Source organism: Nocardioides sp. (assembly GCF_047607185.1).
Taxonomy (GTDB): domain Bacteria; phylum Actinomycetota; class Actinomycetes; order Propionibacteriales; family Nocardioidaceae; genus Nocardioides.
Genome location: NZ_JASGDQ010000042.1, coordinates 1 through 26,772 on the forward strand (window position 1 = coordinate 1; position 26,772 = coordinate 26,772).

The following is a 26,772-nucleotide window of genomic DNA, read 5'->3' on the forward strand; positions in this document are numbered from 1 at the left end:
CAGCGTGCGTCATGGCAAGGCGGAGGAGGGAGCCATGCCGGAGGCATGGCGACCGACGACAACGCAGCCAGGGCGTGCGATGGGCGGCGCGGAGCCGGCGCCTCCGAGTTCTCAAACGCGCTCTCAGTGACCGAGGCGGCCGTTGCGCTTCGCCGGGGCATGGTCGTGTGGGCTGCGCCGGACCCGGCAGCCGGTCGTGAGCAGAGCGGCCGGCGTCCCGTCCTCGTCGTCTCCTCGCAGCTGTACCTGCAAGCCGTCAGCGAGCTCGTGCTGACGATCCCGGTGACCACGAGGGATCGTGGCTGGCCCAACCATGTGAGGCTCCGCGGCGATCTCTCGCTCGGGCAGGACTGCTTCGCGATGACCGAGCAGGTGCGTGCGACGTCGCGATCCCGGCTCGGCAAGGTCGTGGGCGCGGTCGACGGCGCGACGATGAGCGCCATCGACGGCTGGCTGCGTGACTTCCTCGCGCTTCCGGCGCGGGCCGGGTGAGTGCCGTGCGAGTCAACGAGTTCGGTCAGCGCGTCGGCGACCCGGTGCCCGGCTGGGAGGCGCGAGCGGTGCCCGGGCCGGTGGTCCTGACCGGCCGCTACGTGCGGGTCCAGCCGCTCTCCTCGGCGCACTACGCCGACCTGTTCGCCGCTCTGTGCGGACCCGAGGACGGGGCGCTGTGGACCTACCGGCCGATCCCGCGGCCGTCGACGCTGGCCGAGGCGTGGATGCACTTCGCGGCCCACGTGGACGATCCGGGACTGGTGAGCTTCGCGCTCGTCCCGGCCGAGGGGGAGTACGCCGGCCGCCCGGCCGGCCTCGCGTCGTACACGAGGATCGAGCCGGCGACGGGGCAGGTCGAGGTGGCAGGCGTGCTGTTCTCCCGGTCCCTGCAGCGCACCCGCGCCGCGACCGAGGCGATCCACCTGCTGATCCGCCACGCCTTCGACGACCTCGGCTATCGCCGGTTCGAGTGGAAGTGCGACAGCCTCAACGAGCCGTCCCGGCGCGCGGCGCTGCGCTTCGGCTTCGTCTACGAGGGCCGCTTCCGCCACCACATGATCACCCAGGGCCGCAACCGCGACACCGACTGGTTCGCCATCACCGACGCCGACTGGCCGGACCTCCGCAGCGCTCACGAGCGTTGGCTCGACCCGGCCAACTTCGACGCCGGCGGCCAGCAGCGCAGCCGACTCGGCGAGCTCACCTCGGCAACCGCATGATGGGACCAGTCGTCCCACATCGTGGGACGCTGGGCGTGCTCAGCGTGACGGATGACGGCATCAGGCCGTAACGTGGAGCCATGCGCCTGGACATTCTTGTACGCACGCGACGCGCCAGCTGAGCCGCCACCCAGCAGCCAGCCGACGCGTCTCCCTCCGTTGCCGACAGGCCGGGGGGTTTTTTGTTGCGGCGACACGGGACCAGCGAAGACACACACAGATGAGGAACCAAGCGACATGAGCGACCAGATCACCGGGGCACAGAGCCTGATCAAGTCGTTGGAGGCGGCCGGTGTCGAGAGCATCTTCGGCATCCCGGGAGGCGCCATCCTGCCGGCGTACGACCCGCTGATGGACTCCAAGATCCGCCACATCCTCGTCCGCCACGAGCAGGGCGCCGGCCACGCCGCCGAGGGCTATGCCGCCGCCACCGGCAAGGTCGGCGTCTGCATGGCGACCTCCGGGCCGGGCGCCACCAACCTGGTCACCCCGATCGCCGACGCCTACATGGACTCCGTCCCGATCGTGGCGATCACCGGCCAGGTCGCCGAGCGGCTGATCGGCACCGACGCCTTCCAGGAGGCGGACATCCGCGGCATCACCATGCCGATCACCAAGCACAACTTCCTCGTCACCGACCCTGCCGACATCCCGGCCCGGGTCGCGGAGGCCTTCCATATCGCCTCGACCGGCCGTCCCGGCCCGGTGCTCGTCGACGTCGCCAAGAGCGCGCTCGAGTCGACGACCACCTTCAACTGGCCCGGTGAGCTGCAGCTGCCCGGCTACCGGCCGGTGACCAAGCCACACGCCAAGCAGATCCGGGAGGCGGCCCGGCTCATCCTGCAGAGCAGCAAGCCGGTGCTGTACGTCGGCGGCGGCACCATCCGCTCCGGCGCACACCGCGAGCTGCGCCGACTCGCCGAGTTGACGGGCATCCCGGTCGTCACCACGCTGATGGCGCGCGGCGCATTCCCCGACAGCCACCCGCAGCACCTCGGGATGCCCGGAATGCACGGCACCGTCGCGGCCGTCGCCGGCCTGCAGAAGTCCGACCTGATCGTCAGCCTGGGCGCCCGCTTCGACGACCGGGTCACCGGCGACCTGAAGTCCTTCGCCCCCGGCGCGCTGGTCATCCACGCGGACATCGACCCTGCCGAGATCGGCAAGAACCGCCACGCCGACGTCCCGATCGTGGGAGACGTCAAGGAGGTCCTCACCGACCTGCTCGTCGTGCTGGAGGCCGAGAAGGCTGCCGGCCGCGAGGGCGACTACGAGTCCTGGGTGGCGTTCTGCGCCGGCATCAAGAAGCGCTATCCGCTGGGCTACGACACCCCCGCCGAGGGCATGGCGCCGCAACTCGTCATCGAGCGGCTCGGCGCTATCGCCGGCCCCGAGGCCATCTACGTCGCCGGCGTCGGCCAGCACCAGATGTGGGCCGCCCAGTTCGTCGGCTACGAGCAGCCCCGTACCTGGCTCAACTCCGGCGGCGCCGGCACCATGGGCTACTCCGTCCCGGCCGCGATGGGCGCCAAGGTCGGCCGCCCCGACGCGACGGTCTGGTCGATCGACGGCGACGGCTGCTTCCAGATGACCAACCAGGAGCTGGCCACCTGCGCGATCGAGGGCATCCCGATCAAGGTCGCCGTCATCAACAACGACAACCTCGGCATGGTCCGGCAGTGGCAGACGCTCTTCTACAACGAGCGCTACTCCAACACCAACCTGCAGCGCCATGACAAGCCCGCCCGCATCCCCGACTTCCCGAAGCTGGCCGAGGCCTACGGCTGCGTCGGGCTGTCGTGCGAGTCCGCCGACGACGTCGACTCCGTCATCGAGAAGGCGATGGCGATCGACGACGTTCCGGTCGTGGTCGACTTCCGCGTCAACAAGGACGCCATGGTGTGGCCGATGATCGCCGGCGGCGCCAGCAACGACAAGATCCAGTACGCGCGCGACCTGGCGCCCAAGTTCGACGAGGACGATCTGTGAACCACCCCATCCAAATGCTCGCTTCGCGACCCCCGCTCATCGAGCCCAGCGGACAGGGACCCCGGTGATGGCAGAGCTGCAGAACGGCGGCAAGCACACCCTCTCGGTGCTGGTCGAGGACCGGCCCGGCGTGCTCGCCCGCATCGCCGGGCTCTTCAGCCGCCGGAGCTTCAACATCGAGTCGCTCGCGGTCGGCCCGACCGAGCACGACGGCATTTCGCGCATGACGATCGTCGTCAACGTCGAGGAGACCCCGCTGGAGCAGGTGACCAAGCAGCTCAACAAGCTGGTCGAGGTCATCAAGATCGTCGAGCTCGAGTCCGGCCAGGCGGTCCAGCGCGAGCTGATGCTGGTCAAGGTCAGCGCCACCGTCGAGACCCGCGGCCAGGTGCTCGACACCGTTCAGCTCTTCCGCGCCAAGGTCATCGACATCGCCCCGGACGCGGTCACCGTCCAGATCACCGGCAATGCCGGCAAGCTGACCGACTTCTTGCGGGTGCTGGAGCCCTTCGGCATTCGCGAGCTGGTCCAGTCCGGCATGGTCGCGATCGGTCGCGGCTCACGATCCATCTCCGAGCGCCCGGCTCGCCCGGTCGCCGTACCCGCCCCTTCTGCCGCTTCCTAGTTCCGAACCACCCCAGAGAAAGAGAGAGCCCCTGTGGCTGAGATGTTCTACGACGACGACGCCGACCTGAGCCTGATCCAGAGCAAGAAGGTCGCGGTGATCGGCTACGGCAGCCAGGGCCACGCCCACTCGCTGTCGCTGCGCGACTCCGGCGTGGACGTGCGCGTCGGCCTGCAGCCGGGCAGCAAGTCGATCGCGAAGGCGGAGGCCGAGGGCCTCACCGTCGGCACCCCGGCGGAGGTCTCGGAGTGGGCCGACGTCATCATGATCCTGGCGCCCGACCAGCACCAGCGCAAGCTCTACGCCGAGGAGATCGCGCCGCACGTCGTGCCCGGTAACGCGCTCGGCTTCGGCCACGGCTTCAACATCCGGTTCGGTTACATCACCCCGCCCGAGGGCGTCGACGTCTTCATGGTCGCGCCGAAGGGCCCCGGACACCTGGTCCGCCGCGAGTACGTCGACGGCCGCGGTGTCCCGGTGCTCGTGGCCGTCGAGGCGGACGCCACCGGCAAGGCCTGGGACCTCGCCCTGTCGTGGGCCAAGGGCATCGGCGGCCTGCGCGCCGGCGGCATCAAGACCACCTTCACCGAGGAGACCGAGACCGACCTGTTCGGCGAGCAGGCCGTCCTGTGCGGTGGTGCCTCGCAGCTGATCCAGTACGGCTTCGAGACCCTCACCGAGGCCGGCTACCAGCCGGAGGTCGCCTACTTCGAGGTGCTCCACGAGCTCAAGCTCATCGTCGACCTGATGTACGAGGGCGGCATCGCCAAGCAGCGCTGGTCGGTCTCCGACACCGCCGAGTACGGCGACTACGTCTCCGGCCCGCGCGTCATCGACCCGCGCGTCAAGGAGAACATGGCTGCCGTCCTCTCCGACATCCAGGACGGCACCTTCGCCAAGCGCTTCATCGCCGACCAGGACGCCGGTGCGCCGGAGTTCAAGGAGCTGCGCGCCAAGGGCGAGGCGCACCCGATTGAGGCCACCGGCCGCGAGCTGCGCAAGCTGATGGCCTGGGTCAAGTCCCACGACACCGACTACACCGAGGGCACCGCCACCCGCTGACCCCCCTCCGCCGAGTCGGCAGAAGTGTGAGTCTCAGAAGGCCCGAGTCGGCAGAAGTGTGAGTTTCAAAAGGCCCGAGTCGGCAGAAGTGCTGGTCGCAGGACCTGCACTTCTGCCGACTCGGCGGTTTTCAGACCTGCACTTCTGCCGACTCGGGTCAGAAGGTCCAGCTGAGGCCGTAGATGCCCGGTTGGGGAGCCTGGAGTAGATGGTGGGCGGTGCCGTCGGCATCGAGCCGGAGCGGGGTCTGTGAGACCGGGGGAGCGGTCGGCACGTCCCACACGCAGGCGGAGACCTCGGCCGGCAGCCGGTCGGGGTGGAACGAGACCCGCAGCAGCATCTGCTCCAGCGGCCGGCTGAGCGCCCGCCGGAGCTCTGGCGCCGCCGGCCGGTCGTAGGCGAGATGGGTGGCGTACTCGAACAGATGGGTCTCGCCCGCCGCCAGCGGCTCGAACAGCAGCGGCACGCAGCCGATGTCCGGCGGCTCGAGCAGCGGCTCGTCGGCTCGGCAGCCGGACAGCGCGGTGACCGTCGCGCCGATCTCGTCGGGCTCCAGGCCGTCGCGGGTGAGGAAGAAGTAGAAGTAGGCGTCCAGCCCGGGCCGCAGCGCCCTGATCACCTGCCGGGTCTCGTGGCGCACCGGCGTTCCGTCCGGGCCGATGGTGTGGCTCTCGTGCAGGGAGAGGGTGTCGTAGCCGCCAAGACGGTCGAGGCCGACCCGCTCCTTGAGCCGTTGCAGCGCGCTCGCCGCCGGCACCAGCGACGCGGCGTCCCGCTCCGGGACCGTCACCCGTCCGGCAGCGGTCGCCAGTGAGCCGTCGGGCAGGTCCAGCAGCTCGTCGAGGACCGAGAGTGCGGCCAGCGACCTGGTCCGCAGCGGTCCGGTGGTGCCTCGCTGCCAGTTGCTGAGGGTGGTGACGCTGACCCGGTGGCCGCGCTCGGCGAGCCGCGAGCTCAGCCGCTCCAGGGTCAGCCCGGAGCGGCGGATGGCCGCGGCAAGCAGGTCGGCGAGGTGGCCGTTGGCGAGCAGGGTGGACAACTCGCTCTCGGAGGCCGGCCGGAGGTAGGACACAAGGTCACGATAGGGCGGAACGACCACCGCCCGTGGCCTGTTTCGCGAGCGGGTCCATAGGCTTGGCGTCCGAGCGTTGTTGGTTGAGTCGCGACTAAGATAGGCTCACCTAAGTTTGGGCCGTCGCAGGGGCGGCCCGCTTGAGCCGAATCGAAGCACCGGTGCTGCCTACATTCGTGATCGGTCTCCGCGAGGGGCTCGAGGCGGTGCTCATCGTCACCATCGTGGCGACCTTCCTGCGTCACAACAACGCCAGCCTGCGCGGCATGTGGCTCGGTGTCGCCGCCGGCGTCGGCGTGAGCGTCGCCGTCGGCGTGGCGCTCAACGCGCTCGAGCAGAGCCTGCCGCAGGCACGGCAGGAGGCCCTCGAAACGGTCATCGGCGCCGTCGCGGTCTTCTTCGTCACCGGCATGGTGCTGTGGATGCGCAAGCACGCCCGCACCATGAGGCGCGAGCTCGAGACCCAGGCTGCCGAGGCGCTGCGCAGCGGCACCACCACCGCGCTGGCGATGATGGCCTTCCTCGCGGTGTTGCGCGAGGGCTTCGAGACCTCGGTGTTCCTGCTGGCGACCTTCCAGCACGCCACCAGCGCGCCGGCTGCGGTCTCGGGCGCGGCACTGGGCATCGTGGCGGCCATCGTCCTCGGCTGGGCGATGTTCGCCGGCGGCGTGCGCCTCAACCTGCAGCGGTTCTTCACCGTCACCGGCGTCTTCCTGGTCTTCGTCGCCGCCGGACTGGTGCTCAGCGCCTTCCGCACCGCCCACGAGGCGGGCTGGGTCACCGTGGGCCAGCAGCGCACCGTCGACCTGGGCTGGCTGACCCCCAATGGCACCGTCCGCTCCGCCCTGGTCACCGGCGTGCTCGGTATGCCGGCCGACCCACGAGTGATCGAGCTGCTCGCCTGGGCCTGCTACCTGGCGCCGATGCTGCTGCTGATGTTCTGGCCGGCCCGGCTCCGGCCCGGACCCGCACTGGCTCAGCGGCTGCGTCTCGCCGGGGCCGCGGTCGCGGTGCTCGGCGCGGTCGCGCTGGCCACGTTGGTGCACCTGCCCCAGCCGAAGGTGCCCACCAGCGGCCCACTCGAAGGTGGCGGCACGCTCTCGGTCTCGGTCGACGGCACCGACGCCGCGATCGAGACTGCCGACCAGACCTTCGCGCTCACCTCCCACGAGGCCACCGACGAGGCCGGCGCCGACACCCGCTGGACGGCCACCAAGGCCGCCGCGCTGCTGGTCGGCCAGAGCCTGCCCGCGACGGTCGACCTGCAGACCCTGCTCGACTACAACGGCGGCCGGATCCCCAACGGCCTCTCGGTCGCGACCGCGCCAGGGCCGTACGACGCCACCTGGACCGACGACACCGAGCTCACCGTGCTGACCCGCGACGGCGGCCTGGTCGACGCCCAGCTCACCGGCACGCTGCTGCTCAGCTACGGCGGCGGTGGCCTGACCACTCCCCGGGTGATGACCATCGAGGGCTGGCAGCTCGATCCGTCCTACGTCCAGGCCACCCGCTCGGCCATCACGGCGGCCGACGCCGAGGCGCACGACCGGCTGCTGTGGACCCGCTGGGTGCCCGTCTTCCTCCTGCTCCTCGCGGCCACGCTGCTGGTCCGCACCCTCAGACTCCGCTCCGGACGCGCCTCGCACGCGCCGGGCGGCACCAAGGCGGGGACTGTCCCGGCCCCGGAAACGGAAGGAACACCACTTCGATGAAAGCCCTGCCCGTCAGGCGCGGCACCGCGCTCGCTGCCGCCGCCCTCGTGACCCTGGGGGCGCTCTCCGCCTGCAGCGCCGACAGCGACAGCGAGGGCGACGCCACCACGCCCGAGACCACTGGCGCCAGCGCGACCACCGAGCCGGCCGAGAGCGACAGCGCGGGCGGAGCCGGCCAGGTCGCGGTCACCATGGTCAGCGGCTCCGACGGCGACGAGTGCCAGCTCGACACCGACACCGTCGCGGCCGGGCCGATCACCTTCAATGTCGTCAACGAGAGCGCCGCCGCGATCAGCGAGTTCGAGCTGCTCAGCGGCGCCAAGATCGTCGGCGAGAAGGAGAACCTCGCCCCCGGCCTGCCCGAGGTCTCGCTCACCCTGACCCTGGGCGGCGGCGACTACACCGTCTACTGTCCCGGTGCCGTGACCGAGCAGATCCCCTTCACCGTCACCGGCGAGGCCTCCGCCGCGCCGACCGGCACCGCCGCCGAGCTGCTCCAGCAGGGCGCGACCGACTACGCCTCCTACGTCACCACGCAGGTCGACGCGATGGTGACCGCCGTACAGCGGTTGCAGGAGGCTGTCGACTCCGGCGACCTCGCCACAGCCCAGCAGGCCTACGCCGAGTCGCGGCCGTTCTACGAGAAGATCGAGTCCGACGTCGACGGCTTCGTGCTCGACGGTTTCGACCCGACCGACAACCACGGCAACCTCGACTACCTCATCGACATGCGGGCGTCCAATATCGATCCCGCCGTCGGCTGGAGCGGCTTCCACGCGGTGGAGCGCGACCTGTTCAAGAAGCAGAAGATCACCGCCAAGACCAAGAAGTACGCCGCCGACCTGCTCACCAACGTGCAGCAGCTCGCCACCGTTGCCGGCACCCTCGAGTTCAAGCCGGAGGATCTCGCCAACGGCGCCGCCGGCCTGCTCGAGGAGGTCCAGGCCAACAAGGTCACCGGCGAGGAGGAGGCGTTCAGCCACATCGACCTGGTCGACTTCGCCGGCAACGTCGAGGGCGCCCAGCAGGCCTTCGAGGCGCTCAAGCCGGGTCTGACCGAGATCGACGCCGACCTGACCCAGACGATCACCGACCGGTTCGCCGACGTCCGGGCGCTGCTCGAGACCTACAAGGACCCCTCGGCGCTGGGTGGCTACAAGCTCTACACCGCCGAGGTCAAGAAGACCGACGGACAGAAGCTGGCCGACTCGGTGCAGGCGCTGCAGGACTCGCTGTCCCGATTGGCGGAGAAGGTCGCCACCGCCTGATGATCGGAGCATGAGGACCGAGCCGACTGGGCGCTCAGGACTCTCCCGCCGGGGCCTGGTCTCCGGCGCGGGGGTCGTCCTCGGCGCGGCCGCCGGTTTCGCCGGCGGCCGCGCCCTGGCATCGCCGGGCGAGGCTCAGGTTGCCGAGGAGGCCGGCGAGAGCGTCGACTTCACCCAGAGCTACGACTTCTACACCGGCGACCACCAGGTCGGCGTCGACACCCTGCCGCAGCGGCACATCGTGTTCATGACCTTCAACGTCGCTGCCAGCGCCTCCAAGCGCGACCTGCAGGTGCTCTTCGCCCGCTGGTCGGCGGCGATCTCCCAGCTGATGAAGGGCCGCCCGGTCGGCTCGGTCGAGCCCACCCGCGCCAACGCGGTGCCGCAGGACACCGGTGAGGCCCACGAGCTCGGGCCGGCCTCGCTGACCGTGACGCTCGGCCTCGGTCCGAGCCTGTTCGACGACCGGTTCGGCCTGGCGGCGTACCGCCCCAAGCTGCTCCAGGACCTGCCGACGCTGCCCAGCGACCAGCTCCGTCCCGAGCTCGTCGGCGGCGACCTGTCGCTGCAGGCCTGCGCCGACGACCCGCAGGTCGCCTACCACGCCATCCGCGACCTGGCTCGGCTCGGCCGCGGCACCGTGACCACTCGCTGGACGGTGCTCGGCTTCGGCCGCGCCTCGGCCGGCCTCGGCCAGAGCACGCCGCGCAACCTGATGGGCTTCAAGGACGGCACCCGCAACATCAAGGACGCCGCCGACCTCGACGACTTCGTCTGGGTGAGCGATGACCTGGACTGGATGAAGGGCGGCACCTACCAGGTGGTCCGCAAGATCCGGATGGACATCGAGGTCTGGGACGCCACCACGATCGAGACCCAGCACACCACCTTCGGCCGCGACAAGGGGGTAGGGGCTCCGCTGACGGGCAGCAAGGAGTTCGACACCCCCGACTTCACCGCGACCGCCGACGGCAAGCCGGTCATCGACCCGGCCTCCCACGTCGCGCTGGCCGCCCACGAGAACAACGGCGGGGTCAGGATCCTGCGGCGCGGCTACAACTTCACCGACGGGCTCAACGACCTCGGCCAGCTCGACGCCGGCCTGCTGTTCATCTGCTACCAGAAGGACCCCCAGCAGTTCGTCACCCTGCAGACCCGGCTCGGCAGCGCCGACCTCCTCAACGAGTACATCGCCCACATCGGCTCCGGTATCTTCGCCATCCCCCCGGCTCCCGCCCAGGGCCACTACCTCGGCGAGGCACTCTTCGGCTGAGGCCGCGGCGGTGCCGGTAGCCTTCGGCCGTGCCCCGTCCTGTCGTCCTGGTCGCCGAGCCGCTCCACGCCGACGCGCTGGCCGCGCTCGGTGACGCCGAGATCCGGGTCCTCGACGGCGACGATCGAGCAGCCCTGCTCGCCGCCGTGCCCGACGCCACAGCGCTGCTGGCCGGCCCGCACACGGTGGTGGACGCCGAGCTGCTGGCCGCCGCGCCGCTGCTGAAGGTGGTCGCCCGAGCCGGCGTACGGCTGGCGAGCATCGACGTCGCCGCCGCCACCCAGGCCGGCGTGCTGGTCGTCAACGCGCCCGCCTCCCACGACGTATCGCTCGCCGAGCTCGCCGTCGGCCGGGTCCTGGCCGGCGCCCGCCAGGTGGGCATCGAACTCGACGGCCGGGTCGCCGGCGTGGTCGGCATCGGCCGAGTGGGCGCCCTGGTCGCGCAGCGGCTCGCGGCACTCGGCATGGCGGTGATCGCGCACGACCCCGACACCAGGCCCGGTCGCGCCGCCCGGCTCGGCATCCGGCTCACCGACCTCGACACCCTGCTCGCCGAGGCCGACGTGGTCTCGATCCACCTCCCCGTCGAGCCGGTCGCCCGGCCGGGGCAGGTGCTGGTCGCCGTCGAGAGGGAGTACGACGAGGAGACGGCACCAGTGCAGGCGCACCGGAAGGCCGGCCTCGCCGTCGCCGGCTCGGTCCGGCTCGCGCTCGCCGGGGAGCTCGTCCCCGACGCCGTCAACCTGCAGGTCGGCCGGGTCGCCGACGAGATCCGCCCCGGCCTGCCGCTGGCCGAGAAGCTCGGCCGCATCCTCGCCGCGCTGGCCGGGGGAGTGGCCCGGCGTCTCGACGTCCTGGTCCGGGGCGAGATCACCGAGCACGACGTCCGCATCCTCGAGGTGGCCGCTCTCACGGGCTTCCTCTCCGAGGTCGTCGAGGAGCGGGTCTCCTATGTCAACGCGCCGGTGCTCGCCGCCGCGCGCGAGGTCACGGTGCGACTGCTGACCGACCCCGAGTCGCCCGACTACCGCAACCTGGTCGGCCTGCGTGCCACCCTCGCCGACGGCACCGCGATCTCGGTCGCCGGCACCCTGATCGGACTCGCCCAACGGGAGCGGCTGGTCGAGCTGAACGGCTTCCAGGTGGACCTGGAGCCGACCGAGCACCTCGCCTTCCTCACCTACGACGACCGGCCCGGCGTCATCGGCACCGTCGGCCGGATCCTCGGCGAGGCGGGCATCAATATCGCCGGGATGCAGGTCTCCCGTACCGGGTCCGACGGCCACCAGCAGAGCCAGCAGCTGATCGCCGTCTGCGTGGACTCCGCCGTACCTCCCGACACGCTGAGCGCCATCGCCGCCGCGGTGGCGGCTTCCTCGGCGCGTGCCGTCGACCTCCGCTGACCACCCGGTTAGGCTGGCGTCCCCTCAGAGACAGGAGTGCAGATGACAGCGCAGACGGTGAGCCCGCTCCGGGCCGCTCGACGTACGTCGGCCGACAAGATCGGCGACCGCCGCCGTGAGCTGGCCGAGTCGGCGCTGCTCACCCTCGGCGAGCGAGGCTACGCCCGCACCAGCCTGCGCGAGATCGCCAGCAACTCCGAGTTCAGCCACGGCGTCGTCCACTACTACTTCCAGGACAAGCAGGAGCTGATCGTCTACTGCGTGCGTCACTACAAGGCGCGCTGTGTGCACCGCTACGACGGCGTGGTCGCCGAGTCCCGGACCGCCGCCGGGCTGCTGGAGGCCTTCCTCGACAAGCTCGCCGAGACGGTCGCCGAGGACGCTCCGATGCACCGGCTGTGGTACGACCTGCGCTCGCAGAGCATGTTCGAGGCGAGCCTGCGCGAGGCGGTCACCGGCATCGACCGCGCCCTGGAGGAGATGATCTGGCGCGTCGTGGCCCGCTACGCCGAACTGTCCGGCACCGAGCCGGCCGTCACCTCACCGGTCGTCTACGGCATCTTCGACGGCCTCTTCCAGCAGGCCCTGCTCGGGCACCTCGCCGGCCGCCCAGACGCGCTGGACCGGCTCCGCGCCCAGGCGCGCCAGGCGCTCGCGCTGATCTTCCCCGCTCGCTGACCGGCCGAAGACGCTGACCGGGCGCAAACTGACCAGCAAGGGGCGCTGACCGGGCGCAAACTGACCGGCCGCGCGGCTCAGCGCCTCGTGGCGATCAGCACCGAGGCATCGGAGGCCACCATCACGTCGACGCTCGTGAAGCTCTCGTCGGTCAGCCACAGCTCACGCAGCCAGTCCACCCGGCCGTAGGCGACCGGCGGCCAGGTCTGGCTCGGCATGAAGTCGTCGAGCACCACGATGCCGCCCTCCTCGACCAGATCGACGATCTTGTCCGGCCGCACCGCGTCGGACTGTCCCGAGTCGAGGAAGAGCAGCGAGAACGGCCCTTTGTCCAGCAGCGTCGACCAGTCCGCCGCCAACACCTCGACCTGGGGATCGTCGGCGAAGATCTCGGCGGCGCCCTTGGCCAGCGTGCCGTCGAGCTCGGCGGTGACGATCCGCGCCACGTCACCACGTACGCCGGAGCGCAGCCAGGCCGTCCCCACGCCTGTGCCGGTCCCGAACTCGGCCATCGTGCCGCCGCGGGTCGCGGCCAGGGCCGCGAGCAGCCGGCCGGTCTCGTTGCGGCAGAACGAGACGTAGCCGGCACGGCGCGACACCTCGAAGGCGCGTGTCACGATCTCGGGCAGCTCCGGCGGCATACTCACGCCCGGAGTCTTTCATGTCTCGGATGGCGGACGACCTGGCAGACGTGATCGGCGTACTCCGGCTATGGTGAGTCCACCATGCGGACCTTTCTCGTAGTAGAGCGCCGCGACGGGGCCCGGACCAACTGATCCGAGAGGCCACCCCCGTCGCGGTGGTGGTCGTGTCCGCTCCTAGCGGGCGTTGCTGGCTTCTCATCTCCTTCCGAAGCCAGCACAAAGGACAGTCCACATGCCCACCAAGATCATCGAATGGGGCCCCGCCCAGCACGAGAACAGCCACGAGGCGGTCGAGGTCGCCAACGCGCTGATCCTCGATCAGCGGGACCCTGACGCCGAGCGTCCCGACGACAACTAGGATCACTCTTCGTGACTGACACCCTCCGCTTGGCCGTGATCCCCGGAGACGGGATCGGCCCCGAGGTCACCGCCGAGGCCGTCAAGGTCCTCGAGGCGGCCTCGCCCGTGAAGTTCGAGCAGACCCGCTATGAGCTCGGCGCCGAGCACTACCTCGCCACCGGCGAGGTGCTGCCCGACTCGGTGCTCGACGAGATCAAGCAGCATCACGCCATCTTGCTCGGCGCGGTCGGCGGCAAGCCCGGCGATCCCAACCTGCCGCCGGGCCTGCTCGAGCGCGGCCTGCTGCTCCGGCTCCGCTTCGAGCTCGACCACTACGTCAACCTGCGTCCCTCCGCGCTGCTGCCCGGCGCGGTCTCGCCGCTCTCCGAGGCGGTGCTCGGCAAGGGGCCGATCGACTTCGTGGTCGTCAGGGAGGGCACCGAGGGCCCCTACACCGGCAACGGCGGCGCGCTGCGCGTCGGCACCCCGGCCGAGGTCGCTACCGAGGTGTCGGTCAACACCGCCTTCGGCGTCGAGCGGGTCGTCCGCGACGCCTTCGCCCGCGCCGCCAAGCGGCCCCGCAAGAAGCTCACCCTGGTCCACAAGACCAATGTCCTGGTCAACGCCGGCAAGGTCTGGTGGCGACTGGTGCAGGAGGTGGCCGAGGAGTTCCCCGACGTCGAGGTGGACTACAGCCACATCGACGCCGCGATGATCTACCTCGCCACCGACCCGCAGCGCTTCGACGTGATCGTCACCGACAACCTCTTCGGCGACATCCTCACCGACCTCGCCGCCGCCATCACCGGCGGCATCGGCCTGGCCGCCTCCGGCAACGTCAACCCCGACCGCACCTTCCCGAGCATGTTCGAGCCGGTGCACGGCTCGGCGCCCGATATCGCCGGTCAGCAGAAGGCCGACCCCACCGCCGCAATCCTCTCCGGCGCGCTGCTGCTGGACCACCTCGGCTATCCCGAGGCGGCGAAGACCATCGACGACGCCGTGCTGGCCGAGCTCACCGAGCGCGGCGGTGAGACCCGTCGTACCTCCGACGTCGGCGACGCGATCGCCGCCCGCATCTCCTGAAGGAGACCCGCATGACACTCGAGATCACCACCACGCTCACGGCCACGCCGACGAGCGATGCGCGGCTCGCCGAGATCCTGGCCGACCCCGGCTTCGGCACCCACTTCACCGACCACATGCTCACCGTCGAGTGGACGCCGGAGGCAGGCTGGCACGCCGCCCGGATCGAGCCCTACGGTCCGCTGTCACTCGACCCCGCCACCGCGGTGCTGCACTACGCCCAGGAGACCTTCGAGGGGCTCAAGGCCTACCGCCACGCCGACGGCTCGATCTGGACCTTCCGTCCCGAGGCCAACGCCGCCCGGATGGCACGCTCCTCCGGCCGGCTGGCGTTCCCCGTGCTCGAGACCGACGACTTCGTGGCCTGTGTGGACGCGCTGGTGAAGGTCGACGCCCGCTGGGTGCCCGAGGCCGCCGAGGGCAGCGAGAAGTCGCTCTACGTGCGCCCCTTCATGTTCGCCTCGGAGACCTTCCTGGGCGTGCGCTCCTCCCGTCACGTCACGTTCATGGTCATCGCCTCGCCGGCCGGCGCCTACTTCAAGGGCGGGGTGAAGCCGGTCAAGCTGTGGCTCTCCGAGCACTACACCCGGGCCGGCCGTGGCGGTATGGGCGCGGCCAAGACCGGCGGCAACTACGCCTCCTCACTGGCCGCCCAGGACGAGGCCTCCGCCCACGGCTGCGACCAGGTCGTCTTCCTCGACGCCTCCGAGGGGCGCTACCTCGAGGAGCTCGGCGGCATGAACATCTTCCTCGTGTACGGCGACGGCCGGCTCGTCACCCCCGAGACCGGCACGATCCTGGAGGGCATCACCCGAGCCTCGATCATCGAGCTGGCTCAGAAGATGGGCCTGCAGGTGGAGGAGCGCAGAGTCGAGATCGACGAGTGGCGTGACGGCGTCGCCTCCGGAGCCATCACCGAGGTCTTCGCCTGCGGCACCGCCGCGGTCGTCACTCCGGTCGGCGAGCTGCTATGGGACGGCGGCTCACTGGCGACCCCGGGTGGCCCGGTCACCGCCGAGATCCGCGAGACCCTGGTGGACATCCAGTTCGGCCGGACCGACGACCCCTTCGGCTGGACGCACCAGATCTGTTAGAACGTGTTTAAGAAGTCCTGGCCGCGCAGTAGGTCAGGGCTTCTTAAACACGTACTTAGGGATGCGCTGATCAATCCCGCCTGCTGCGCGCCGCGATGCGGCACGCTGGCCGCGCCGCGGCCGCTCGACAGGCGCCCGGCCTGCCTTCGCGCCCAGGTCTGAACGAAGTGGCCTTTGCCAGCACACTCGCCTCGCGACGCTCGCGACGGCGCCATTGATCAGCACTTCCCTAGCGCTTGACGATCCTCGCCGCGAGCTGCGCCGCCTGGGCGCGGATCTCGGGGATCGCGGTCGACTCCCACAGGGTGCCCTTGCGCGGCGGTCCGACGCTGAACAGCCCGGGGACCACCGCGTCGTCGGCGCCGATCAGCTCGCCGTCGACGGTGGTGTGGAGACCGAGCCGGAGCGGGTCGGGCCTCGCGAGGCCACGTGTGTGGAGAGCCTGCAGCAGCGGGCTGTCGCTGCGGCTGAGGTCGGTCAGCGGGCCGGTGCAGTTGACCACCGCGTGGTAGCGCAGCGCCGGCTCACCGGGCTCGATCACGACGTCGGCGACCTCGCCCTGGTCGCTGACCTCGACCAGGGTGCCCTGGCGCACGGTGAGCCGGCCGTCGGCCCGGTAGCCGTCGACGCGGTCGGCGATCTCACGGGCCATCCGGTGTCGCCGCACCTCCCAGTCCCGGGCGTAGACCGCCAGGAAGCGCTCCCGCTCCGACTGCGGGAGACGCAGCCAGATGTCCTGGGTGGCCGGCCGCAGCCCGTCGATCACCGGTCGCCAGTCGACGTCACGATCCCGGGCCGCCTCGATCTCGTCTCGCACCGTCCGGGCGAGCAGGTCGGCGGTCAGTGGTCCCTCGGGCACTTTCGTCACCCAGGCGACGTGGGTCTGCGCGATGTGGGCCTCCGGCAGTACGCCGTGGCGGCTCACCATCGTGACGTGGCGGTTGGGGCCTTCCTCGAGCAGCGTGATGGCGGTGTCCACCGCGGTCAGGCCGGTGCCGACCACGAGCACGTGGGCGTCGGCCGGGAGGGTGCGCAGCCGGCCCAGGTCCCACGGGTTGCCGAGGTGCCAGTCGGCCTCGGGCAGGGGGTGGTCGCCGGCGGCCAGTGGCCGCGGCGGCAGGTTGCCATAGGCGAGTACGACGTGGGAGGCGGCCGTCGTCGTACGTGCTGTGGCGACCTCGAACCTCGCCCCTCCCGTGTCGTCCGTGGTACGGGCGATGTCGATGACCTTGCCGGCGTGGATCCGCAGCCGGTCGTCGGCGACGTCGCGCAGCCGATCCTGCAGGTAGCTGGCGTAGTCGGCGCGAGGCAGGAAGCTCTGCGGGTCCTGGCTGCGGCCGGTGCGCAGCGACCAGTCGAGCAGGTCGGCGGGATGGTCGGGGAAGGCGCTCATATGGCGGGCGCGGACGTTGAGCAGGTGACGCTGGTCGGTGGTGCCGTAGGCGATGCCCCGGCCGACGATGCCGCTCGACTCGAAGATCACCACGTCCAGCTGCGGGTCGTCGGTGGCGGAGAGCAGGTTGATGGCGGTGAGCACCCCGCTGGCGCCGCCGCCGACGATCGCAACAGTCATGACAAAAGTATAGTTATCTGATCGTGTTAGTGCCAATCTCGACGCGGCATGTCCGCCCGGCGATGACACCGCTCGACCCCGCTTCGTCGTCTACCCTCGTTGCGTGACGACGGCTCCTCGTGAAAGACCGGTCGGTCCCCGGACCGTCGGCTCCTACACGCTCCTCGCCCCGCTGGGCGAGGGCGGGATGGGCGTGGTCCACCTCGCCCGCGCCGCGACCGGGGAGCGAGTCGCGCTCAAGCTGCTGCGGCCGCAGATCGTGGGCGACGAGGAGGCGCGGCGCCGGCTCGCCCGCGAGGTCTCCTCGCTGTCGCGGGTGCGCAGCCGCTGGGTCGCCGAGATCATCGACGCCGACCCGTGGGCACCGGAGCCGTTCGTCGCGACCCGCTATGTGCCCGGGTTCTCGCTGCACGACGAGGTTGCCCGCTCCGGCCCGATCGGGGGTGACGACCTGGCGTGGCTGGCCCGCTGCCTGCTCGAGGGCATCGCCGCCGTGCACGCCGCCGGGGTGCTGCACCGCGACGTGAAGCCCTCCAATGTGCTGATGGAGGGTCGCTCGCCGGTCCTCATCGACTTCGGGCTGGCCCGGGTCGCCGACGACCCCAAGCTCACCGCCGCCGGGTGGCTGCTCGGCACGCCGGGCTACCTCGCGCCCGAGGTGCTCTACGGCGACGACCCGACGCCGGCGGTCGACGTGCACGCCTGGGCCGCTACGGTCGCCTACGCCGCCACCGGCCGGCCGCCGTACGGTCGAGGTCCGTCGATGGCGGTGATGGACCGCGCCAGGCGCGGCCAGCACGATCTCACCGGGGTGCCCTCGCCGTTGCGCGAGGTGCTCGACGCCTGCCTGGCGCCGGCGCCGGAGCAGCGGCCGACACTGCCCCGGCTGCTCGCCTGGCTGCGCGGCGACGGTCCGGTGCCGGTCGGCGCGCCGCCGACGGCGCCGGCCCGGATCCAGGCCGAGACCATGCCGTTGGCCCTCGCCGCCGGCCCGGTCGCCGGTCCGGTGGCTGCGCCGGCCATCGAGCCGGTTGCCGCGACCCTGGTGGCGGAGGACCCGACGCTCGTCGCGGCGGCGGCTGTCAGCGGCGCCGAGCGCGCACGCCGGCTCGGACTGCTGGGAGCCGGCTGGCTGGCCTGGGGCGCCGGCCTGGCGGCGTACCCCTGGCTGGCGATGCTCGCGCTGCTGGTGCTCACCCACGTCACGCGCACGTGCTCGCTGGCCGCCTCGACGGTGGTCGGCAAGCGCGAGCTGCGCGGTGCGAAGTGGTACGACGGCCCCCGGCTCGTCCTCGGCGCGCCCTGGGACGTGCTCCGCGCGCTCCCGGCGACCCTGCTGGCGTGGCTGTGGTCGCTGGGCCTCGGCATCGCCGCCCTGCTGCTGTGCTACGCCGTCGCCGCGCCGCTCGACGTCAGCCTCTTCCTCGGTGGCCTGGTGCTGGTCGGCTCGCTGTGGTGGGGACCCGGCGGCGCCCGGCTGCGCGGCCCGGCGCGGCGGCTGGTCCACCCGGTCGGCCGTGGCTGGAAGGCGTCGCTGATCGTCGCCGCGGTGGTGCTGATCACCGCCGGCACCCTCGGCAGCCTCGCGGCCCGGAGCGTCGACTGGAGGCCGGGCGGCGGCGCGCCGTTCACCAACCTCTTCCACTGACGTCCCGGGGCGGGCGTGGCATGATGAGGACATGCATCGCCGCGGGATCATCATTAGCTAGCGCGTCAGCACCCCTGACGCGCCGACCTCTCGTTCCCCGGGAGGTTTTTTTGTGCCCGCAACACCCGGACAGGACAAACGCAGATGACCGACTTCCACGTCTATGACACGACACTGCGCGACGGCGCGCAGCAGGAGGGGCTCAACCTCTCCGTCGCCGACAAGCTGGCGATCGCCCGCCAGCTCGACGGACTGGGCGTGGGCTATATCGAGGGCGGCTGGCCGGGCGCGAACCCCAAGGACACCGAGTTCTTCCGTCGCGCGGTGGGCGAGCTGGAGCTCAAGCACGCCCAGCTCGCGGCCTTCGGCGCCACCCGGCGCGCGGGCGTCAAGGCGGCTGACGACCCGCTGATCGCGGCGCTGCGCGAGTCCGGTGCCGGGGTCGTCACGCTGGTCGCCAAGAGCCATGACCGCCACGTCGAGCTGGCGCTGCGGACCACGCTGGCGGAGAACCTCGCGATGATCGCCGACACCGTGGCGCACCTGCGCTCGGAGGGGCAGCGGGTCTTCCTCGACGCGGAGCACTTCTTCGACGGCTACCGCGCCAACCGCGACTACGCCCTGGAGGTGCTGCGCACCGCCGCCGAGGCCGGCGCCGAGGTGGTCGCGCTGTGCGACACCAACGGCGGGATGCTGCCCGGCTGGATCGCCGACGTCGTCCACGACGTCATCTCCACCACCGGCGTGCGGGTCGGCATCCACTGTCACAACGACACCGGCTGCGCGGTCGCCAACTCGCTGGCCGCGGTCGACGCCGGCGCCAGCCACGTGCAGGGCACCATCAACGGGTACGGCGAGCGCACCGGCAATGCCGACCTGATCAGCGTCGTCGCCAACCTCGAGCTCAAACTCGGCCGCCCGGTGCTGCCCGCCGGCCTGCTGCGCGAGGCGACCCGCACCGCGCACGCCGTCGCCGAGGTCACCAACGTGCCGCCAGCCGGACGCCAGCCGTACGTCGGCGCGAGCGCGTTCACGCACAAGGCCGGCCTGCACGCCTCGGCGATCAAGGTCGACCCCGACCTCTACCAGCACATGGACCCCGCCGGCGTCGGCAACGACATGCGGCTGCTGGTCTCCGACATGGCCGGCCGGGCCTCGATCGAGCTCAAGGGCAAGGAGCTCGGCTTCGACCTCACCGGCGAGCACACCTTGCGGGTCACCGGCCGGGTCAAGGAGCTCGAGGCCGCGGGCTACACCTTCGAGGCCGCCGACGCCTCCTTCGAACTGCTGCTCGCCGAGGAGGTCGAGGGCGCTCGGCCGTCGTACTTCGAGGTGGAGTCGTGGCGGGTCATCAGCGACCATCGCACGCTCACCGAGGCCACCGTCAAGATCGTCGCCGACGGCGTCCGCTATGTCGTCACCGGCGAGGGCAACGGACCGGTCAACGCCCTCGACCAGGCGCTGCGCTCGGCGATCGGCCAGGCCTTTCCGGCGGTGGCGAGGTTCGAGCTGACCGACTACAAGGTGCGGCTCTTCGACGACGGCCACGGCACCGACGCCAAGACCCGGGTGCTCATCGAGACCTCCGACGCCGACGGCTCCTGGGTCACGGTCGGCGTCGGCGAGAACGTCATCGAGGCGTCCTGGGAGGCGCTGGTCGACGGCCTCACCTTCGGCCTGCGCCGCCACCGGGCCGGCGAGACCGGCTAGCGAGCCGTCGGCGCCGGGTCCATTCTCGGACTAGCGTTCGGGGCGTGGAGCTGCGTCCGACGTACCCGATAGAGACCGAGCGGCTGCTGCTGCGCCCCATCGACCCCGTGGCTGACGTCGACGCGCTGCACGCCTATCTCTCGCGCGACGACGTGTGCGCCTACATCCCGCCGGAGCCGGCCACGCGGGAGCAGATCGCGGAGCGCTACGCCAAGCCCGAGCGGCACCGCAGCGAGCTCACCGAGGAGGGGCAGGTGCTCGCGCTGGCGGTGGTGCTCAAGGAGACCGGCCGGCTGATCGGCGACCTGGTGCTCTTCTTCCACAGCGAGCAGCACCGGCACGGCGAGATCGGCTACGTGCTCAACCCCGAGTTCCACGGAAGCGGCTATGCCACCGAGGCCGCCCGGGCGCTGCTCGCGCTCGCCTTCGACGGCCCCTGGACGCCCCAGCCGCTGCGCCGCGTCACCGCGCGCGTCGACGCCGACAACCCCGCCTCGGCGGCGGTGCTGCGCAAGGCCGGGATGCGGCAGGAGGCGGTGCTGGTGGAGAACGAGTGGTTCAAGGGTCGCTGGAGCAGCGAGATCGACTTCGCGATCCTCGACCGGGAATGGCGGGCGGCGCTACGGTCGAGGGCGTGACGCAACTCCACGACCTGACGGCCCTCGAGCAGGGAAAGCTGGTACGACGCGGGGAGGTCTCCCCTCGAGAGCTGGCCGAGCACTACCTCGCCCGGATCGAGAGGCTGGACGACGTGGGGGCGTTCGTGACGGTGACCGCCGAGCGCGCTGTCGCCGACGCCGGTGCCCGCGCGTCCGCGCCGGCCGACGCCTCGCCGCTGTGGGGCGTGCCGACCGCCATCAAGGACCTCAACCTGACCGCCGGCGTGCCCACCATGCTCGGGTCGGCCGCCTTCGCCGACTTCGTTCCGGAGATCTCCGACAATGTCACGCTCTCGATCGAGGCTGCCGGGATGGTCTCGCTCGGGAAGACCAACACCCCGGAGTTCGGGTCGCCCTGCTACACCGAGCCCGATGTCGCGCCACCGGCCGTCACGCCCTGGGACCGGACCAGGGGCGCGGGCGGCTCCTCCGGCGGCGCCGCCGCGGCGGTCGCGGCCGGACTGGTGCCCCTCGCGCAGGGCTCCGACGGCGGCGGCTCGATCCGGATCCCGGCCTCCTGCTGCGGCATCGTCGGCTTCAAGCCCTCGCGCGGGGTGGTCTCGGGTGCACCGATGTACGGCGACCCGATCGGGTTGTCCACCGCCGGCTCGCTGGCTCGCACCGTCCGCGACGCGGCGGCGCTGCTCGACGTGCTGGCCGGGCACCGCGCCGGCGACCCCTACTGGCGCGAAGGCGGCCCCTACCTCGAGGCCTGCGACACGCCACCCGGGCGGCTGCGGATCGCCCGCTTCGTCGCGCCGGTCATCGCCGACGTTCCCATCGACCCGGAGTCGGTGGCGGCCTGGGAGGCCGCCTCCTCGCTGCTGGCCTCGCTGAGACACGAGATCGCCGATATCGAGGTGCCGCTGCCGGCCGAGGCGGTGCCGGTCTTCGAGACCTGCTGGGCGGTGCTGACCGCGCTCTCGGTGGTGCCGCCGGAGAGGCAGGGACTGCTGCGGCCGCTCACCCGCTGGCTGACCGAGCGGGGCCAGGCGGTGTCCGGGCCGGAGTTCGGCCTGGCCATCGGCGCGTTGCGACGGTTCGCGGCCGGCGCGTTGACCGCGCTGGCGCCGTACGACGCGGTGCTGACCCCGACCCTCGCGGTGCCGCCGGTCAAGGTCGGCGCGCTGCGCGACGATGCCGACCCGGCTCGCGACTTCGACAACCAGAAGCGCTTCACGCCGTGGACCTCCGCCTGGAATGTCACCGGAATGCCGGCCGTGTCGCTGCCGCTGCACTGGACTCCCGAGGGCCTTCCGGTGGGCGTGATGCTGGCCGGCCGGCCCGGCGAGGACGCCCGGCTGCTCTCCCTCGCCGCGCAGGTCGAGGAGGCCGTCGGTGGTTTCGGTCGGCGCCCACCCGGCTGGTGACCCCTTCCCGGCCGAGAGGTCGCTAACTGCCCCTCGAGAGGTCGCCAATCGCCCCTCGAGAAGTCGCGAATTGACTGCCGGAGGGGCCATCAGCGACCTCTCGAGGGGCCATCAGGGACCTCTCGGCGAATCAGTCGGCGATGCCCCGGGCGTGTAGCGCGTCGCCGGTCTCCTGGGCCCGCGCGACCACCCGGATCACGAACGGCGTCAGCCAGGCTCGGGGGGTGCGCAGACCGCGAGCCCGAGCGGCGTCGCGGGTCTCGTTGGCGAGCTGCAGGATCGCTGGCAGGGACTGGATGGCGAGGCCGATGGTGAGCGCCACTCGATCCGGGTCGACGCCGACCCGACGCAACGGGCCCAGCCACCGCACGATGGCGTCGATCATGTCGGTGGCGGCAGTGGTCGCCGACAGCGAGAGCGCCAGCAGGCCGAGTGAGACCAGGTCGAGCAGGGTCTCGGCGGCGCGGGGGAGCGAGGTCCACCACCACTGCAGCAGCGCCGCGATCACCGCGACCAACAGGACGGTTCGCAGCTGCCGCCAGGTCGTCCGCAGGTCGAGGCGGGCGACCAACGCCACCACCGTCGCCACCACCAGGGCGAGGATCGCGGCACGGACACCGTGGAAGGCGACGATGCCGATGGAGCAGACCAGCAGGCCAGCCAGCTTGGCGCCCACCGGCAGCCGGTGCAGCAGCGTCCGACCGGGCCGGTAGACCCCCAGCGTCATGCTCATGCGCGACCTCGCTTCGCTCGGTGGGGGCATGAGCGTCGCGCGCTGGCTTGGATGATTCGCGCGCTCCGCTCGCTCCGCTCGCTCATGAGGACACCGAGGCGACATAGCTCGCCACTGCTGCCGTCGCCGCTCCGTCGAAGACGACTCGGCCGTCCTCGACCACCAGCCCCCGGTCGCAGCGGGCCGCGAGCTCCAGGTCATGAGTCACCAGCACCAACTGCTGGCTCAGCCCGAGCAGCACCTCGCCGACCAGCCGGCCGTTGCGCAGGTCGAGCAGCGTCGTCGGCTCGTCGGCGACCAGGATCTCGGGATCGGTGGCCAGCACTCCGGCCAGCGCGAGCAGCTGTCGTTGGCCGCCGGAGAGGGTGTGGACGCTCTGGTCGGCCCGCTCGCGCAGCCCGAACCTCGCGAGCACCCCGAGTGCCTGCTCGCGACGCTGAGCCTTGTCCTTCACGGTACGGCGCAGCGACAGCTCCACGTCCTCCAGGCAGGTCGGCATCACCAGCTGGGCGGCGGGGTCGGTGAAGCAGAAGCCGACCTTGCGACGTACCTTCACGCCGTCGCGAGCGACGTCGAGACCATCCACCAGCACCCGCCCGCCCGTCGGCGTCACCAGGCCGTTGAGCAGCCGGGCCAGCGTGGACTTGCCGGAGCCGTTGCCGCCGACGATCGCGACGCGTCGCTCCGTCAGCGTCAACGTGGTGGCTGCTAGCAGCACTCGGCCGCCCTCTGACTCGGGGAGGGCGACCTCGGCAGCCGCGAGCTCGATCAACGCCCGGTCAGCGGCGCCGCAGCAGCGGTGGGAACGCCCGGTGCACCTCGGCGGCCACCAGGGCCACGATCGCGCTCTTGACCACATCGCCCAGCCAGTAGGCGCCGTCGATCGAGAACGACTTCTCCCAGCCGAACCCGAGCACCGCCTGAAGTCCCACCACGCCGCCGAGATGGTTGACCACGGTGGCGACCAGGCAGGCCAGGAAGATCCACAGCGCGCTGGTGCGACGCTCGGCCACGACGTACTTCACCAGGAATCCCACGACGAGCGCGGCCACCGGGAAGGTGTAGAGGTAGCCGGCCGTGGCGCCGGTGAACACCGCCGCGCCGGAGGTGTGCTCGGCGAAGACCGGCAGCCCGACGAGGCCGAGCAGCAGGTAGAGGATGTTCGCGAGGAAGCCGCGCACCGGCCCCAGCACGGCGCCGGCCAGCAGCACCGCGAAGGTCTGCAGGGTCAGCGGCACGCCGGCGCCGCCTACGGGGATCGCCGCGATATAGGAGGCCACCGCGATCAGCGCGGCGAACGCGGCGATCAGCGCGAGGTCGGTAGGGGAGAGCAGGCGGCTCTTCGGGCTCGTCTCGACGGAGTCGGTCATCGTCATGGGATCTCACGAACTGAACGGTGGTCAGGTGAACGGTGTTCAGGTTAGGGTTTGTGTGTTCACCGGTCAACAGGGAGGTACGACGTGCGCTACCGCCGCGAGGACGTCGTCGCCCGCGCCGTGGACGTGCTGGACACCTACGGACTGGCCGACCTGACCATGCGACGTCTCGGCGCGGAGCTCGGGGTGCGGCCCTCGGCGCTCTATCACCACTTCGTCAACAAGCAGACGCTGCTCGCCGCCGTCGCCGACGAGATCCTGGCGCGGGCATCCTGGCCCGCCGACGACTCGTGGGAGGAGCAGGTCGCCGCGACCTGTACGACGCTGCGCGACGCGCTGCTGGCCTACCGCGATGGCGCCGAGGTGGTCGCGACGGTGTGGTCGTTCGGTCTCGGCGCGGCCTATCCCTACGAAGCGCTGGTGGCCGCACTGGCCGACCTCGGCGAACTGGCGCCGGTGGCGGCCCGCACCCTGCTCCACTTCGTCTACGGCCATGCCGTCGACGAGCAGACCCACCTCCAGGCCGCCGCCGCGGGAGCCATCGACGACGAGCCCCGCGATGCCTCCGACTTCGGGGTCGGCCTCGGCATCGTCACCGCCGGGCTGCAGCTGGCCCGGGCGCTGCGCCAGGACTGACTATCGGCGCCTCGCGGTAATTCTCGGCGAGATCGTAGGTCTCTCCGCGATCATCGATCCTGGCCGTTCAGGATTGTCGGTGGTGGTCGATATCTTGGTTGTTATGACTTCGACCTTTCCAGACGCTGCAGCTTTCGACGCGGCCGATGATGGTCGGGCCGTGCTCGAGGTCTTTCGTTCTTCTCAATCCCGGGTGCGGGCCGAGGAGGCGTTGCAGATCGCGGCGGCCGCGAAATATGCGTCTTTTCATGAGGTCGATGACTACACCCGGGCCGCGTCGTTGCTCGACGGCGTCCCCGGGTGGTGAGGGTGAGGTGCTGCTCGGTGGCGACGGCTGCGCCTATGTGACCGAGTTCGCTGTCGTGGAGTTCGCTGCCGCGACCGGTCGGTCGACCTCGTCGGGGCGGGCATTCCTGGCCCAGGCCGTGGAGCTGGTCCACCGCCTCCCCCGCACTTGGGGTCGGGTGAAGACCGGGCAGGTCGACGGCTGGCGGGCCCGCCGCGTCGCCGACGCCACCCTCACGCTCCCCCAGGAGGCGGCAGCTTGGGTCGACACCCACATCGCGAGCCGGGTGGAGCGGGTCGGGGTCACCACCCTCGACCGACTGATCGAGGAGGCCAAGGCCCGGTTCGACCCCGAACAACTCGCCGAGGACGAGGCCACGGACCTGGCCGAGCGCCGGGTCGAACTGGTCCGCAACCCCACCGGCCGGGCTGCGACCACGAGGGTGGAGGCGATCCTGGACACCACCGACGCCCTGGACCTCGATGCCGTGTTGGATGAGATCGCCGACCAGCTCGCCGCCACCGACGGCCTCGGCGAGGCCAAGGCGGTCCGCCGGGCCAGGGCGTTGGGGATGCTCGCCCGTGGTGAGGTCGGCTTCGGCCGCCCCGACGCTGGCCACGACACCAGTCAAGCCAGCACTGGGCCGGCGGTCCAGGTGGTCCCGCGTCGGGTCGACCTCCGGGTGCGGGTGGCCGAGGGCGAGACCCACGCGATCGTGCACTCCCTGACCGGCCAGCCGTTAGGCATGGTCACCGTCGACCACCTCCGGCAGTGGTGCGGCCACAGCCACGTCACGGTCCGGCCGGTCCTCGACCTGACCGAGGAGGCAGTCACAGCAAGCCGGTTCGCCACCGACACCCTCCGGGAGCAGGTGGTCGAGACCGCCCGCAAATGCGTCTTCCCCTTCTGTGAGCGCCCCGCCGAGGCCTGCGACCTGGACCACGCCAAGAAATGGCAAGAACACGGCCCACCAGGCCAGACCAGGACCAGCAATATCGCCCCGTTATGCCGACATCACCACCGCGTGAAAACCCACAGCACAGGCTGGTCCTATTTCCAGTTGGCGCCGGGTGAATATCTGTGGACCAGCCCCCACGGATACCGATTCCACACCACCCGACATGGCACTATTGACTGTGCCTATCGGCCACGGTCGGGTTGATTTCCATCCGTTACGTCCTACGTGCACTGCCCAGGGGCCCGGAAAGGTCGCATCTCAGGAGGTCAACGCGCATGTGATGGCCTCCTCGGGTCGTCTGGCGTGATGTCGTAGCGCGGCTGCGATGTTGCCCCATCCGGTGAGTCGGAGGATGGTGATG

Annotated in this window: 26 protein-coding genes; 20 read left to right on the plus strand and 6 right to left on the minus strand. The window is 71.1% G+C overall.

Features of this window, described 5'->3' with window-relative positions; all coding sequences use genetic code 11:
- Nucleotides 1-126: 126 nt before the first annotated feature.
- From QM595_RS04000 to ilvC, 5 genes are all read left to right on the plus strand, one after another.
- The gene (locus QM595_RS04000) at nucleotides 127-492 is read left to right on the plus strand and encodes a type II toxin-antitoxin system PemK/MazF family toxin (protein WP_415170233.1); all 366 of its coding nucleotides are present in this window, start codon (nucleotides 127-129) and stop codon (nucleotides 490-492) included.
- Nucleotides 489-1,214, plus strand: coding sequence for a GNAT family N-acetyltransferase (locus QM595_RS04005; protein WP_415170234.1), 726 nt, complete (start codon nucleotides 489-491; stop codon nucleotides 1,212-1,214). Before QM595_RS04000 ends, QM595_RS04005 begins: the two co-directional genes overlap by 4 nt.
- Nucleotides 1,215-1,451: 237 nt before the next feature.
- Nucleotides 1,452-3,203: an acetolactate synthase large subunit gene (locus tag QM595_RS04010; protein ID WP_415170235.1), complete on the plus strand. Its 1,752-nt coding sequence runs from the start codon at nucleotides 1,452-1,454 to the stop codon at nucleotides 3,201-3,203.
- 67 nt (nucleotides 3,204-3,270) lie between these two features.
- Nucleotides 3,271-3,828, plus strand: coding sequence for an acetolactate synthase small subunit (gene ilvN / locus QM595_RS04015; protein WP_415170236.1), 558 nt, complete (start codon nucleotides 3,271-3,273; stop codon nucleotides 3,826-3,828).
- 33 nt (nucleotides 3,829-3,861) lie between these two features.
- Nucleotides 3,862-4,890: a ketol-acid reductoisomerase gene (gene ilvC / locus QM595_RS04020; RefSeq protein WP_415170237.1), complete on the plus strand. Its 1,029-nt coding sequence runs from the start codon at nucleotides 3,862-3,864 to the stop codon at nucleotides 4,888-4,890.
- Nucleotides 4,891-5,047: 157 nt separating this feature from the next.
- Here ilvC and QM595_RS04025 read toward each other — a convergent pair whose 3' ends face one another.
- Nucleotides 5,048-5,962 (minus strand): hypothetical protein, encoded by a 915-nt coding sequence (locus tag QM595_RS04025; RefSeq protein WP_415170238.1) that lies wholly within the window; start codon nucleotides 5,960-5,962, stop codon nucleotides 5,048-5,050.
- Nucleotides 5,963-6,138: 176 nt separating this feature from the next.
- Between QM595_RS04025 and efeU the strand changes: the two genes are divergently transcribed.
- Genes efeU through QM595_RS04050 form a run of 5 tightly spaced genes read left to right on the plus strand, consistent with a single transcriptional unit; the run spans nucleotide 6,139 to nucleotide 12,299 of the window.
- Nucleotides 6,139-7,677 carry an iron uptake transporter permease EfeU gene (efeU, locus tag QM595_RS04030; protein WP_415170239.1) on the plus strand — a complete coding sequence of 513 codons (1,539 nt, stop codon included), beginning with the start codon at nucleotides 6,139-6,141 and terminating at the stop codon, nucleotides 7,675-7,677.
- Nucleotides 7,674-8,945: an iron uptake system protein EfeO gene (gene efeO / locus QM595_RS04035; RefSeq protein ID WP_415170240.1), complete on the plus strand. Its 1,272-nt coding sequence runs from the start codon at nucleotides 7,674-7,676 to the stop codon at nucleotides 8,943-8,945. The genes efeU and efeO overlap by 4 nt, the downstream gene beginning before the upstream one ends.
- 10 nt (nucleotides 8,946-8,955) lie before the next feature.
- Nucleotides 8,956-10,218, plus strand: a complete 1,263-nt coding sequence (gene efeB, locus QM595_RS04040) for an iron uptake transporter deferrochelatase/peroxidase subunit (RefSeq protein ID WP_415170241.1) — start codon at nucleotides 8,956-8,958, stop codon at nucleotides 10,216-10,218.
- A gap of 29 nt (nucleotides 10,219-10,247) precedes the next feature.
- Nucleotides 10,248-11,621 carry an NAD(P)-dependent oxidoreductase gene (locus tag QM595_RS04045; protein WP_415170242.1) on the plus strand — a complete coding sequence of 458 codons (1,374 nt, stop codon included), beginning with the start codon at nucleotides 10,248-10,250 and terminating at the stop codon, nucleotides 11,619-11,621.
- A gap of 42 nt (nucleotides 11,622-11,663) precedes the next feature.
- The gene (locus tag QM595_RS04050; protein WP_415170243.1) at nucleotides 11,664-12,299 is read left to right on the plus strand and encodes a TetR/AcrR family transcriptional regulator; all 636 of its coding nucleotides are present in this window, start codon (nucleotides 11,664-11,666) and stop codon (nucleotides 12,297-12,299) included.
- A 77-nt stretch (nucleotides 12,300-12,376) separates the two neighbouring features.
- Here the strand turns inward: QM595_RS04050 and QM595_RS04055 are convergent, their stop codons facing one another.
- Nucleotides 12,377-12,946: an O-methyltransferase gene (locus QM595_RS04055; protein ID WP_415170244.1), complete on the minus strand. Its 570-nt coding sequence runs from the start codon at nucleotides 12,944-12,946 to the stop codon at nucleotides 12,377-12,379.
- Nucleotides 12,947-13,175: 229 nt separating this feature from the next.
- Between QM595_RS04055 and QM595_RS04060 the strand changes: the two genes are divergently transcribed.
- Genes QM595_RS04060 through QM595_RS04070 form a run of 3 tightly spaced genes read left to right on the plus strand, consistent with a single transcriptional unit; the run spans nucleotide 13,176 to nucleotide 15,462 of the window.
- On the plus strand, nucleotides 13,176-13,301 hold the full coding sequence (locus QM595_RS04060; protein WP_415170245.1) for a hypothetical protein: 126 nt from the start codon (nucleotides 13,176-13,178) through the stop codon (nucleotides 13,299-13,301).
- 11 nt (nucleotides 13,302-13,312) lie between these two features.
- Nucleotides 13,313-14,368 carry a 3-isopropylmalate dehydrogenase gene (locus QM595_RS04065; protein WP_415170246.1) on the plus strand — a complete coding sequence of 352 codons (1,056 nt, stop codon included), beginning with the start codon at nucleotides 13,313-13,315 and terminating at the stop codon, nucleotides 14,366-14,368.
- Between the two features lie 11 nt (nucleotides 14,369-14,379).
- Nucleotides 14,380-15,462 carry a branched-chain amino acid aminotransferase gene (locus tag QM595_RS04070; protein WP_415170247.1) on the plus strand — a complete coding sequence of 361 codons (1,083 nt, stop codon included), beginning with the start codon at nucleotides 14,380-14,382 and terminating at the stop codon, nucleotides 15,460-15,462.
- A gap of 229 nt (nucleotides 15,463-15,691) precedes the next feature.
- Here the strand turns inward: QM595_RS04070 and QM595_RS04075 are convergent, their stop codons facing one another.
- On the minus strand, nucleotides 15,692-17,035 hold the full coding sequence (locus tag QM595_RS04075) for an FAD/NAD(P)-binding protein (protein ID WP_415170248.1): 1,344 nt from the start codon (nucleotides 17,033-17,035) through the stop codon (nucleotides 15,692-15,694).
- 103 nt (nucleotides 17,036-17,138) lie between these two features.
- On the opposite strand from QM595_RS04075, the gene QM595_RS04080 reads away from it, so the two are divergent.
- From QM595_RS04080 to QM595_RS04095, 4 genes are all read left to right on the plus strand, one after another.
- Nucleotides 17,139-18,683, plus strand: a complete 1,545-nt coding sequence (locus QM595_RS04080; RefSeq protein ID WP_415170249.1) for a protein kinase domain-containing protein — start codon at nucleotides 17,139-17,141, stop codon at nucleotides 18,681-18,683.
- A 144-nt stretch (nucleotides 18,684-18,827) separates the two neighbouring features.
- Nucleotides 18,828-20,393 carry a citramalate synthase gene (cimA, locus tag QM595_RS04085; protein WP_415170250.1) on the plus strand — a complete coding sequence of 522 codons (1,566 nt, stop codon included), beginning with the start codon at nucleotides 18,828-18,830 and terminating at the stop codon, nucleotides 20,391-20,393.
- A 44-nt stretch (nucleotides 20,394-20,437) separates the two neighbouring features.
- Complete coding sequence (locus QM595_RS04090; RefSeq protein ID WP_415170251.1) at nucleotides 20,438-21,031, plus strand: GNAT family N-acetyltransferase; 594 nt, start codon at nucleotides 20,438-20,440, stop codon at nucleotides 21,029-21,031.
- A complete protein-coding gene (locus tag QM595_RS04095) occupies nucleotides 21,028-22,422 on the plus strand; it encodes an amidase (RefSeq protein WP_415170252.1) in 1,395 nt (464 codons plus the stop codon). The genes QM595_RS04090 and QM595_RS04095 overlap by 4 nt, the downstream gene beginning before the upstream one ends.
- A gap of 130 nt (nucleotides 22,423-22,552) precedes the next feature.
- Here QM595_RS04095 and QM595_RS04100 read toward each other — a convergent pair whose 3' ends face one another.
- The 3 genes from QM595_RS04100 to QM595_RS04110 all read right to left on the minus strand — a co-directional run bounded on the left by QM595_RS04100 (nucleotide 22,553) and on the right by QM595_RS04110 (nucleotide 24,531).
- Complete coding sequence (locus QM595_RS04100; protein ID WP_415170253.1) at nucleotides 22,553-23,155, minus strand: energy-coupling factor transporter transmembrane component T family protein; 603 nt, start codon at nucleotides 23,153-23,155, stop codon at nucleotides 22,553-22,555.
- Nucleotides 23,156-23,237: 82 nt separating this feature from the next.
- On the minus strand, nucleotides 23,238-23,873 hold the full coding sequence (locus QM595_RS04105; protein WP_415170254.1) for an energy-coupling factor ABC transporter ATP-binding protein: 636 nt from the start codon (nucleotides 23,871-23,873) through the stop codon (nucleotides 23,238-23,240).
- A gap of 61 nt (nucleotides 23,874-23,934) precedes the next feature.
- On the minus strand, nucleotides 23,935-24,531 hold the full coding sequence (locus QM595_RS04110; protein WP_415170255.1) for a biotin transporter BioY: 597 nt from the start codon (nucleotides 24,529-24,531) through the stop codon (nucleotides 23,935-23,937).
- An 84-nt stretch (nucleotides 24,532-24,615) separates the two neighbouring features.
- Between QM595_RS04110 and QM595_RS04115 the strand changes: the two genes are divergently transcribed.
- The 3 genes from QM595_RS04115 (at nucleotide 24,616) to QM595_RS04125 (ending at nucleotide 26,615) form a co-directional block, all read left to right on the plus strand.
- On the plus strand, nucleotides 24,616-25,167 hold the full coding sequence (locus tag QM595_RS04115; RefSeq protein WP_415170256.1) for a TetR family transcriptional regulator: 552 nt from the start codon (nucleotides 24,616-24,618) through the stop codon (nucleotides 25,165-25,167).
- Between the two features lie 79 nt (nucleotides 25,168-25,246).
- Nucleotides 25,247-25,474 carry a hypothetical protein gene (locus tag QM595_RS04120; RefSeq protein ID WP_415170257.1) on the plus strand — a complete coding sequence of 76 codons (228 nt, stop codon included), beginning with the start codon at nucleotides 25,247-25,249 and terminating at the stop codon, nucleotides 25,472-25,474.
- On the plus strand, nucleotides 25,425-26,615 hold the full coding sequence (locus tag QM595_RS04125) for a hypothetical protein (protein ID WP_415170258.1): 1,191 nt from the start codon (nucleotides 25,425-25,427) through the stop codon (nucleotides 26,613-26,615). The genes QM595_RS04120 and QM595_RS04125 overlap by 50 nt, the downstream gene beginning before the upstream one ends.
- Nucleotides 26,616-26,772 lie beyond the last annotated feature (157 nt).

Bases quoted from the DNA above. Each gene is read 5' to 3' on its own strand.
- QM595_RS04070 (WP_415170247.1), top strand. From the start codon at position 14,380: ATGACACTCGAGATCACCACCACGCTCACGGCCACGCCGACGAGCGAT.
- QM595_RS04110 (WP_415170255.1), bottom strand. From the start codon at position 24,531: ATGACGATGACCGACTCCGTCGAGACGAGCCCGAAGAGCCGCCTGCTC.
- QM595_RS04050 (WP_415170243.1), top strand. From the start codon at position 11,664: ATGACAGCGCAGACGGTGAGCCCGCTCCGGGCCGCTCGACGTACGTCG.
- cimA (WP_415170250.1), top strand. From the start codon at position 18,828: ATGACCGACTTCCACGTCTATGACACGACACTGCGCGACGGCGCGCAG.
- QM595_RS04100 (WP_415170253.1), bottom strand. From the start codon at position 23,155: ATGAGCATGACGCTGGGGGTCTACCGGCCCGGTCGGACGCTGCTGCAC.
- QM595_RS04060 (WP_415170245.1), top strand. From the start codon at position 13,176: ATGCCCACCAAGATCATCGAATGGGGCCCCGCCCAGCACGAGAACAGC.
- efeO (WP_415170240.1), top strand. From the start codon at position 7,674: ATGAAAGCCCTGCCCGTCAGGCGCGGCACCGCGCTCGCTGCCGCCGCC.
- ilvN (WP_415170236.1), top strand. From the start codon at position 3,271: ATGGCAGAGCTGCAGAACGGCGGCAAGCACACCCTCTCGGTGCTGGTC.
- QM595_RS04075 (WP_415170248.1), bottom strand. From the start codon at position 17,035: ATGACTGTTGCGATCGTCGGCGGCGGCGCCAGCGGGGTGCTCACCGCC.
- efeB (WP_415170241.1), top strand. From the start codon at position 8,956: ATGAGGACCGAGCCGACTGGGCGCTCAGGACTCTCCCGCCGGGGCCTG.
- QM595_RS04125 (WP_415170258.1), top strand. From the start codon at position 25,425: ATGACTACACCCGGGCCGCGTCGTTGCTCGACGGCGTCCCCGGGTGGT.
- QM595_RS04010 (WP_415170235.1), top strand. From the start codon at position 1,452: ATGAGCGACCAGATCACCGGGGCACAGAGCCTGATCAAGTCGTTGGAG.